This window comes from Otoolea muris, from assembly GCF_943193115.1.
GTDB classification, from domain to species: domain Bacteria; phylum Bacillota; class Clostridia; order Lachnospirales; family Lachnospiraceae; genus Otoolea; species Otoolea muris.
On sequence record NZ_CALPCY010000005.1, the window covers coordinates 1 to 10,392 of the forward strand.

A 10,392-nucleotide genomic window follows, 5' to 3' on the forward strand; every position below is an offset into this window, starting at 1 on the left:
ATAAGTCCGATGAACCTGATTTTTTAGTGTCCAAAATGACTTCAAATGGATGAAGATCAGGGTTTTCGGACAGTCTGGGGCGTGCGCGGCGCGGCGTTTGCCACGATCCTGTCCCAGCTTTTATCCGCGGTGTGGATTCTCCGTTTTCTGACAGGGGAAAAGGCAATTTTAAAGCTTAAGCGATCGTGCATGAGGATTTCGGCAAAGCGGGTGCGCGCCATCACGGCCCTGGGGCTTTCCGGCTTTACGATGGCGATCACAAACTGCACGGTCCAGATCATGTGCAATGCGACGCTCCACCGCTTTGGGGGCGATCTGTATGTGGGGGTCATGACCGTGATCAATTCGCTCCGGGAGGTCGCCACGCTTCCGGTGACGGGCATCACGCACAGCGCGCAGCCGGTTCTGGGCTATAATTACGGGGCCGGGGAGTACGGGAGAGTGAAAAAGGCGATTGTGTTTACCTCGTTGTTCGCCATCCTGTATACAACAGCGGTCTGGAGCCTGATCCACGGGCTGCCGGAATTCTTTATCCGTATATTTAACCAGGACGCGGATCTGATACGCGCCGGCGTGCCGGCGGTGCGGATGTATTTTTTCGGTTTTTTCATGATGTCCTTGCAGTTTTCAGGGCAGTCCGTCTTTGTGGGGCTGGGGAAATCGAGGCATGCGATCTTTTTCTCCATTTTCAGGAAGGTGCTCATCGTCGTTCCCCTGACTGTCCTGCTGCCGGGCCTGTTCGGCCTGGGGCCGGCCGGCGTGTTTATCGCGGAGCCGGTGTCCAACTTCATCGGCGGCGCGGCGTGCTTTGGGACGATGCTGGCCGTTTTGTGGCCGGAGCTGACGCGCGGCGGGCGGGAACATACGGATTAGGGGCAGACGCAGGAAGGCGTTTAGAGCGTGTCTGGAAAATTCTCCGGCAGGAAGGCGGGTATTACAGAATCAACTGCGCCAGAAGCATATAAAAGAGCGTTCCCCCTGCGATGGATAAGAGCATCTGGCGTTTCCACATATGGAGCGCGGCCACAAGGGCGATTGCCAGTAATTCCGGGATGCCGTGGCTGCCGGTAAAGATATTTACATTTTTCAGGCAGCAGATGACAAGCAGGCCAAACACTGCGGGGGGCAGGACTTTCCCGAGATACTGTATGTACGTCGGCGTTGGCTTCCCGGACGGGAAGAGAAGGAATGGCAGAAAACGTGTCAGGACTGTCCCCAGGATTACCATGCTGATGGCAATCATCTGCTGTAACGGTGTCATTGTCCGGATTCTCCTTTCTCGAGAGGCTTTCGTAAAAATGTCAAAAGGGCAAGAATCGCCAGCATCGACGGGATGATGAAATGATCCGCGCCGAACAGCGCCAGACAGGCAAGTGAAATAAAGAAGGTTCCATTCATCCGCTTTATGCTGTATAATATTTCCAAAAAGGAACGGAAATGGTTCGGCAATAAGGCCATTTATCAAAGAAAGGAGTTCTGTACATGGATGCAAAGCTTATATGGTCGGATCGCAGGCGCCTCTGGTGCGGCCTTCCCTGGACCTTTACAACATACCGCTTAACGGAGGACCGCCTCTTTGTCAAGAGCGGATTTCTGAACCTGCGCGAGGACGAGGTGCGCCTTTACCGGATCAAGGACCTGGTACTGCGGCGCAGCCTCCTTCAGCGCATGTTCGGGCTGGGAACGATTCAGATCATTTCCAGTGATTCCAGCCTGTCCAATTTTGAGCTGTCCAACATAAAAAGGAGCGGCGATGTAAAGGAGCAGCTTTCCACCCTAGTGGAGGAGGAGCGCCAGAGAAAGAAGGTTTCTTCAAGGGAATTTATCAGTTATGAATCCGGGGAGGACGAGGAGCCGGATCGGGAGCAGTAGCCTGTAACGGGCCTTGCCTTCTGCTTCTTTTTTCATCCTGGCGGCGCAAGCGGCCGGGAGGCTGCATACAGTGTAGTAAAAGAGCAGGGGGGAAGCGGCGGTTTATGGCGACGATCAGCCTTTGTATGATTGTAAAAAATGAGGAAAGCGTGCTGGGGCGCTGCCTGGACAGTGCGCTGGGTGTTGCGGATGAGATCATTATCGCGGATACAGGTTCGTCGGATGCGACGAAGGAGACAGCCGCGCGCTATACAGAGCAGATTTTTGATGTGGAATGGAAGGATGATTTCTCGGCGGCCCGCAACGCGGCCTTTGCCAGGGCCTCCATGGATTACTGCATGTGGCTGGATGCGGATGACGTGATTCAGGATTCGGAGAGGCAAAAGCTCATAAAGCTCAAGGAAGAGCTTGAGCCGGATGTGCTGGCGGTGATGATGAAGTATGCGACATCCTTTGACAGCGCCGGCCGGCCGGCATTTTTATTTGACCGTGAACGCCTTGTGAGGCGGGATGCGGGCTTAATGTGGGAAGGACGCGTACATGAGGTCATTGACGTACAAAAGGGCCTTAAGGGCGGCCCCGGAGGGACAGCAGGCGGCCGGATCCTGTATTCGGATATCCGGATCGATCACCACTCGGTGAAACAGACGTACACAAAGCGGAATCTGAATATTTATGAGGCCATGCTCCGGGAGGGGGAGACGCTTGACGCGCGCCATCAGTTTTACTACGGGCGGGAGCTGTACTACCATGGCCTTGATGAGAGGGCGGTGGAAGTATTCAGGGAACTCCTTGAGACAAAGGAGGGCGGCGCGTGGGTGGAAAACCTGGCGGACGCCTGCCGTTTCTGCGCCATTTGCTTAAGACGCCTTGGAAAGGAGAGGCAGGCGCTTGACTGCCTGTTCCACACCTTTTGCTACGGCCTCCCGAGGCCGGCGGTATGCTGTGAGATCGGAAGCATCTGCCTGGATAAGGGGAGGCTTTCCGAGGCGGAATACTGGTACAGGCAGGCCATGGATACGCCGTATGAGGCCGGCGCCGGGGCGTTTGTAGAGCCGCAGTACCAGCGGGAGATACCGGCGCTCCAGCTCACGGTCTGCCTGGACCGCCAGGGACGGTACGGGGAGGCGGAGCGCTTCAATGAGCTGGCGGGCCGCTACCAGCCGGACAGCGGCGCGGTGAAGCAGAACCGGGAATATTTCAGGCGGATACGTCAGAAAACAGGTGAGAATCCGGGATAAGGAACGGCTGCTTCCCTGAACGGTTACCAATAAAAGAACATATGGCAAATGCGTGAAATGGCAGGAAGAAACAATCAGCCTGCGCTGCAGATCAGAGAAAGGCATGGAGAAATCAATGGAAAAGACGACAGAAAACAGTCCCGGCACACAGATCCGCCCTCCGGTGGAAGCGAGGTATGAAAAGGAGCTTCTGGCACTTGCGGCCTCTGACGCCGGGGCGCGGCCGTTAAACTGGAAGCTTTCCCCCAGGGCGGTGCGCGACTTCATCCTGGGGAGCCGAAAACCCCTTTCCTATAACGGGGAGGAGATCGCCATCCACAAGAAATACCTGGGAAACGACGCGCTTGTGGAGCGCTGCATCATCACCCTGGCCGGGAACCGGGGGCTGATGCTTGTGGGGGAACCGGGGACAGCAAAGACCATGCTCTCCGAGCTTCTGGCAGCCGCGATCAGCGGGACGAGTACGAATACGATCCAGGGGACGGCGGGCACAACGGAGGATATGATCAAATACAGTTGGAACTACGCGCTGCTCCTGGCAAAGGGGCCGACGCGGGAGGCGCTGGTCCCCTCGCCGCTGTATGTGGGCATGGAGCAGGGCATCCTGACCCGGTTTGAGGAGATCACCCGCACCCCGGCGGAGATTCAGGACAGCCTGATCAGCGTCTTAAGCGATAAGGTGCTGAACGTTCCCGAGCTGGGAGAAGACGGCCTTTTATTCGCCCGGCCCGGCTTCAATGTGATCGGCACGGCGAACACGCGGGACAAGGGCGTCAATGAGATGAGCAGCGCTTTAAAGCGCCGTTTTAACTTTGAAACTGTGCTCCCGGTGCGCGACGCGGCCATGGAGAAGCAAATCATCATCCATGAGGTGCAAAGCCTGGCTGACGCCAGCCGCATCGGTATGCCGGTGGACGAGGATGTGGCGGAGCTTCTGGCCGCGACATACCACGAACTGAGGGAGGGCGTTTCCTCCATGGGCCACCGCATTGACCGCCCGGCCGCGGTGATGAGCACAGCCGAGGCGGTATCTGTCTACTACCAGACCATGATGACCGCCTGGTATTACGGCGGGCAGGAGATGGATCTGGGCTGCCTTGTCCAAAACCTGGTCGGGGCGGTGAGGAAGGAAAACGGCGAGGATCTGGAGAAGGTGCGAAGCTATTTCCAGACCGTTGTCCGCGACAGGGGAGAAAAAGAGGGGGGCCTATGGAACCGCTATTACGAGGCGAGGAAATATCTGAAATAATGGGCTCTGAGAGCCTGGGCGCGCCCTGGGAGGACGTCCTGGAACGCGCCGCGTCCTGGGACGGCCCGGCGTTCTTTTTTCCGATCCGCCACCACAGCCCCGCGTGTACCTTTCACTTGAAAAAGGTCTTTGAAGCGTACCGGCCGGACTGCGTGCTGATCGAGGGGCCGGAAAACGCCGCCCCGCTTCTGCTAGTGCTCTCCTCCCCGGATGCAAAGGCCCCCATGGCCCTCTACTATTTCTACAAAGATACCAGGGGGCTCCTTGGGAAAGACAAGGCGGATTATAAGTGCTATTACCCCTTTTTAGATACCTCTCCGGAACTGTTCGCGCTCCGGGAGGCGAGAGAAAGGGGGATACCGGCCCGGTTTGTGGATCTTGCGTACGGGGAAATCCTGCTCGGCACAGCAAAAGACCGGGGAATCCGAAAAGGGGAAAAGCCGGGCTACAATGACGATTACCTTTTGAGCCGGAGCCGCTTTGTGTCCCTTTTATGCGATCGTACCGGCCTCCGCAGCTTTGACGAGTTCTGGGAGAAATACTTTGAGATCCAGGGGCTTTTTATGGATACGGACGCGTTCATACGCCAGATGCTGTTTTACTGCGCGCTCTCAAGAAGCCACACGCCTGAGGAGGAGCTTCTTGAGGACGGGTGCATTCTCCGCGAGCGGCGCATGGCTATGCGCATTTCAGAGGCGGCGGGAGAATACCGGCGCATTCTGGTGGTGACAGGGGGCTTTCATACCAGCGGGCTTTTGTCGCTTTTAAAGCCGGATCTGACCTATACAGGCCAAAAACTTACGCTTCACGGGCTGACAGACGCAGAGCAGGGCGCATATCCCCTGGCCTACTCTATGGAGGCCGCGGACGCCTTAAACGGCTATGCGAGCGGCATGCCGTCCCCGGGCTTTTATGAAAGGGTGTGGAAAGGGCTTACGGAAACCGGGGAGGCGGCCGGCGCGTACGAATCAGCCGTACTCCATCAGCTCACGGCGGCCGGGAGAGAGGCGCGCAGGAAAAAGGAGGGCATTTCCTCATACGACGTGATCTGCGCCTTTTCCATGGCAAAGGGGCTTGCTGCCCTGCGCGGCAAACGGGAGCCCGGGCTTTATGAGCTGCAGGACGCGGCGCTCTCGTCCTTTGTAAAGGGGGAAGTCAGTCTTTCCACAGATCGGCCGCTGCGGATCCTGCGGGCAATCAATACCGGGACTGCGGCGGGCGCCCTTCCAAAGGACGCCCCGCGCCCGCCGATTCTCAGTGATTTTGAAGAGCAGTGCAGGCGCTTTGGATTTAAGCTTCTGGGGGCGGAGCAGATGGTCACGCTTGAGCTTTTTACAAAAAAGAAGCATCTGGCCGCGAGCCGTTTCCTGTATCAGATGGAATTTCTTGACACCCGCTTCGGGACGCGAAAGAAAGGAGCGGATCTGCTGGGAAATACGGACCGGAGCCGGATACGGGAGATCTGGTCCGTGCGCTTTGCCGGCTCTGTCCTGGCGGCGCTTGCAGATGTGTCCATGTCGGGCGGGACGGTCCGCGAGGCGGCAAAGGCTGTGCTCCTTCGCCGCGCCCTTGACGCGCGGAGCGCGCGGGAGAGCTGCCGTCTGATGGTAAACGGCTTTCTCATGGGCTTTTTGGGCGAGACAGCGGCGCTCACGGAGGCGGCCAGGCAAAGTTTAGGCGCGGACGGGGACTTTTTCTCCCTGACAGGCGGCTTTGCAAGCCTTCAAATGCTGTATGAGCTGCGGACGCTGTACGGGGTGGAGGAGGCAGGCAGCCTTTCGGAACTTCTGAAGATATGCTTCCAGAAGCTGCTCGCGCTCCTTCCGTCCATGGGAAGCGTGGAGCAGGAAAAGGAGACGGACTGCATGAAATGCTTCCTGTCCCTGTATCAGGCAGCCGGCCGGCCGGGTTTCTTACAGCTTCGCCAGCCGCTTGGCGGGGCGCTTTCCCGCATGCTTGAACAGGATCCGGAGCAGATAAACCCTGTTCTGGAGGGAGCGGCGCTCGGGATTCTCTACGGCATGGAACACGGCCTTGAGGAGCGGATCCACAGGATCGCGGCCGGCTATCTGACCGGAACCGCGAAGAAACGCGGCAAAAGCGCCCGCTTCCTGCGCGGCCTCTTTTATACGGCAAGGGATCTGATTTTTACAGGAGAACGCTTTTTTGTTCTGATTGACACGCTTCTCGCCCGGGCGGACGCCGAAGAATTCATGGCGCTCCTGCCGGAGCTTCGCATGGCCTTCGGGTATTTTACCCCCCTGGAAACGGACCGCCTCGCCGCAAAGGCGGCAAAGCTTCACGGCGTATCCAAAAAGGAGCTTCTGTATGGCAGGCCCGTTTCCCCGCTGGAATACGATTACGGGGAATATCTGGACGCATTTGCGGAGAGGGCCATGGCCGGGAACATGCGCCTGATTTTGTGAGTACATACATACGGTTAGGAGGAAACCATTATGGAACACAGCAGCCAGATCAACCGCTGGCGCCTGATTCTGGGAAAGCCGGCGGCCGGGGAGCTCGCCTTTTCGCCGGGCGCGGCGCTGGAAAACGGGGTTCCTTGCGCGGAGCTGGAGGAGATCCTTGAATTCTTATACGGCAGGGAGCAGCTTAAGGACGTGTACCGCCGCGGCGGGACGGGGGCGAGTCATTTGACCGCCGCCGCATGGATCACCCGTATCCGGAAGCTGTTTCCCAAAGAAACCGTGGAGGTTTTGGAGCGCCATGCCCTGGATACCTATGGGATGACGGAGCTTTTGACGGATCCGGAGGTACTTTCTAAGCTGGAGCCAAATCAGGAGCTGTTAAAAACCATTCTCCAGCTTAAGCACCTGATGAAGGGAGAGGTCCTTGAGACGGCCAGGCGGATGGTCGGCCAGGCGGCGCGTGAGATCGAGGAGCGGCTCCGCCGGGAGCTTAAGCGTTCCCTTCTGGGAAAAATTGACAAAAGCAGCCAGAGCCCGGTCCGCTCGATGCGCAGCCTTGATATCCGCAAGACCATCCGGGCCAATTTAAAGCATTATGATACAGAGAAACGGACGCTTCTTCTGGAGCGCGTCTATTTCCACGGCAGGAGCCGGCGGTATCATGACTGGCATGTGGTGATTGCCGTGGACGAGAGCGGTTCCATGTTAGACAGCGTGATTCACAGCGCGGTGATGGCCGGGATCTTTGCCAGGCTTCCCATGCTGGACACGCGGCTCGTGATTTTTGACACGCAGGTCGTGGATTTAAGCGGCTGCCTGGACGATCCGGTGGCCACGCTCATGAGCGTCCAGCTCGGCGGCGGGACCTACATCGGCGGCGCGCTCGCCTACTGCGAGACACTGATCACGCAGCCTCACCGGACCATGATGATCCTCGTCTCGGATCTCTGCGAGGGCGGCAGCGTCCGGGAGCTTCTGGCCGTCAGCCGCCGGATCATCGAGAGCGGGGCAAAGCTTATCTGCCTGACCGCGCTCGACAGGGATGCAAACCCGGCCTATGACCGGCAGACCGGAGAGCGTCTGGCCGCCTTGGGGGCCCATGTGGGGGCCATGACGCCGGAACGGCTGGGGGATTTTATCGGGACGGTTGCGGCTGTTTAGAGCATGTTTGAGCCATGCTCCGGGGCTTTAGGCAGCGGGAAGGTTTTTTCAATCATCCGGGACGCGCTTTTAAGGGAAAACGTAAGGGGTACGCAAATGCAAACACTCAGAGAATGCTTGAAACGGGCGGACGACGACTATCTCGCCGGCCTGAGCAATAAAGGAACCGTAAAACGCGCCGCAAAGGATCTCGAAAAGGAGACGCCAAAGGTGTCCTGGACGGGAGAGGAAGAGGGCGGCGGGGCACAGGAGGCAGAGGTTGCCTTTAAGGAGGAGACATGCCGGATCCGCGTCCCTTTGGGAGAGAGTACCTGCACCTGCCCTTCCAGGAGCATCTGCCGCCATGTGACGGCCGCGATCCTGTGGCTTAGGCGGGAGCAGGAACAGGAAGGGACAGAAGCGGGCAATGCGGGACAGGAAAACGGGGACGGGGGAGAGCCGGCTCTTAAAACAGCCCTGCCGGATGCATCCGGACAGTTGCCGGAAACGAATGTTTTGGAGCTTTCCTCCCTCTTCGAAATCCCTCTGGCCCGCCTGATCCGCGCGGCGCAGGGCGCGGGCTTAAAAGCGCTTCTGGCCTATGTGGGGAGGGGGGATTTGCCCTCCTTTAAGGAGAGCTCCGTGGTCAGCGTCCGCCTCCCATGGTCAGGGGAGACGGTCAGCCTCTTAGAGCCCGTGGAATATTCCTCCTGTACCTGTAAAAGCAGGAGCCTCTGCGCCCACAAAGCGCAGGCCATCCTCCTGTACCAGCTCGCCAAAAAGCGTCTGGATCCGGGGTCGCTCTTTGCCGCCTGTCAGAAAACGGATTCTGCCGCTTACGACAGGGACCAGATGCGGGAAGCCGTCCGGGCGGTTCTGGCATCGATTGAAGAGCAGCTAAGCATCGGCCTTTCCAGACAGTCCGCGGATATCCCGGAGCATCTGGAACGCCTGGCCGTGATCTGCCACAGGGCGGCGCTCCCGCGCTTTGCGTCCGGCCTGCGGACCGCGGCCGCGCAGTACCGCGGCTATTTTTCGCGCTCAGCCGTGTTCCGGGACGATAAGCTGCTTAAAAGCCTCCTGTCCCTCTCGCGGCTCGGAAAAGAGCTTTTAAAGGCCCTTCCTCCCGAAGACGAAAGCCCGGCGTCCGGGGCGCAAAAGGCCAAAGGGCCGGCGCCCGCGCAGGGCGCGGCCCCTTCCTCCTCCCTTGCGGCTCTGGCCGGGAGCTTCCGCAGCTCCTATGAGCCGGTTGGGACGCTGCATCTTCTCGGAATGGGCGTCCGGGCCTTTCTGGGGCAGAGCGGCTACGAAGGAGAGACCTACTACTTCCTCGAACCGGATCAGAAGAAATGGTATGTCTATACCGACGCGCGCCCCGTCTTTTACGAGGGAGTCCGGAAACGGGGCAGGAAGGCGCAGGAAGGCCCCGCGCCCTGGGGGCTCCCGGGCTCCAGGGAAGCGCTCTGCGAATATGAATTCCGCCTGACAGGGGCCAAAGCCGCTCCCGGAGGCCGGCTGTCCGCCAGCCAGGAGACAAAAGGAGAGATCCTGGGGCGCAGAACGCTCTCCCGGGCCATGGAAATGAGCTTCTGGGATTACAGCGCGCTCCTTGCGCACTTCTTCGCCGTCCCGGAGGCTCCCATCCCGGCCGCCCCTTCCGGAAACCCTGTCCCGCTCCCGGATCCCGCCGTGGGAGCTGTCCGGGAACGCCTGGCCCTGGTGGGGGCCGTCCGCTGGGGGGATACCTCCTTTGATGCCGTAAAACAGCGCTTTTCCTGGAGCCTCTACGACGCGGCGGGAAGAGAACTGCGTATCGCCGTCTCCTATACCGAAAAAGACGGCCTCCTGATCTCCCTTCTGGAGCGAATCGGAAAAAAGCTGGCCAAGCATCCCCCGGACTGCCTTCTGTTTCTGGGAAACGTGTATCTGGGCGACGGCCGGCTCTGCCTGTACCCAATCGAATGTTTCCTGTCTGAGACGGATGAGATCGCCCGGCTCATGAAAACGCCGGGCCAAACGCCAAAGGAGGCAGGAGAGAGCGGAAAAGAAGCCTCAGAGCCTTCCACGCCGGGCCCCCAGACACGCGGGGCAGCCGCCCTGTCACCTGGAAAAGCCCCCGGACAGGCCGCGCCGCCCTCTGCGATACAGGCAATGGCCCAATATATCCGGGAAGGCCGGCGGCTTCTGACCGATCTGTTTGTCAGCGGCCTCTCATCCGTCCCGGAGGAAGCGCTGGAAATGCTCTCGGCGCTTGCCCGGGAGGGAGAGCGTCTCGGCCTGCACCGCGCCGGAAAGGACTTTACAGCCCTGGAGCAGCTCCTGAGCGCAAAACGCCACGAGATGGCCTTTTCGCCGGAACCGGTGATCCGGCTCATGGAATATCTCGATCAATACATGACAATCTGCCAGAATAAACTGTCCTACGATAATGCCTGCCAGCATATGTCCGGCCAATAACGCGGCC

7 protein-coding genes and 1 pseudogene are annotated in these 10,392 nt (G+C 59.1%); 7 read left to right on the forward strand and 1 reads right to left on the reverse strand.

The features are described from left to right. Window positions 1-78: 78 nt before the first annotated feature. A pseudogene (locus NFS31_RS04840) lies at window positions 79-873 on the forward strand (MATE family efflux transporter); the annotation flags it as partial. A gap of 61 nt (window positions 874-934) precedes the next feature. On the opposite strand, the gene NFS31_RS04845 reads toward NFS31_RS04840, so the two are convergent. Next, window positions 935-1,261, reverse strand: coding sequence for a branched-chain amino acid transporter permease (locus NFS31_RS04845; protein ID WP_251492191.1), 327 nt, complete (start codon window positions 1,259-1,261; stop codon window positions 935-937). Window positions 1,262-1,482: 221 nt separating this feature from the next. Here NFS31_RS04845 and NFS31_RS04855 point away from each other — a divergent pair, with 221 nt between their 5' ends. The 6 genes from NFS31_RS04855 (at window position 1,483) to NFS31_RS04880 (ending at window position 10,385) form a co-directional block, all read left to right on the forward strand. Beyond that, a complete protein-coding gene (locus tag NFS31_RS04855; protein WP_251492193.1) occupies window positions 1,483-1,872 on the forward strand; it encodes a PH domain-containing protein in 390 nt (129 codons plus the stop codon). 104 nt (window positions 1,873-1,976) lie between these two features. Next, complete coding sequence (locus NFS31_RS04860) at window positions 1,977-3,113, forward strand: glycosyltransferase (RefSeq protein WP_251492195.1); 1,137 nt, start codon at window positions 1,977-1,979, stop codon at window positions 3,111-3,113. A gap of 115 nt (window positions 3,114-3,228) precedes the next feature. Beyond that, on the forward strand, window positions 3,229-4,362 hold the full coding sequence (locus tag NFS31_RS04865; protein WP_251492196.1) for an ATP-binding protein: 1,134 nt from the start codon (window positions 3,229-3,231) through the stop codon (window positions 4,360-4,362). After that, a complete protein-coding gene (locus tag NFS31_RS04870) occupies window positions 4,323-6,788 on the forward strand; it encodes a DUF5682 family protein (protein ID WP_251492200.1) in 2,466 nt (821 codons plus the stop codon). The genes NFS31_RS04865 and NFS31_RS04870 overlap by 40 nt, the downstream gene beginning before the upstream one ends. Before the next feature lie 30 nt (window positions 6,789-6,818). Next, complete coding sequence (locus NFS31_RS04875; RefSeq protein ID WP_251492202.1) at window positions 6,819-7,949, forward strand: VWA domain-containing protein; 1,131 nt, start codon at window positions 6,819-6,821, stop codon at window positions 7,947-7,949. Window positions 7,950-8,045: 96 nt separating this feature from the next. Beyond that, window positions 8,046-10,385, forward strand: coding sequence for an SWIM zinc finger family protein (locus tag NFS31_RS04880; protein ID WP_251492204.1), 2,340 nt, complete (start codon window positions 8,046-8,048; stop codon window positions 10,383-10,385). Window positions 10,386-10,392 lie beyond the last annotated feature (7 nt).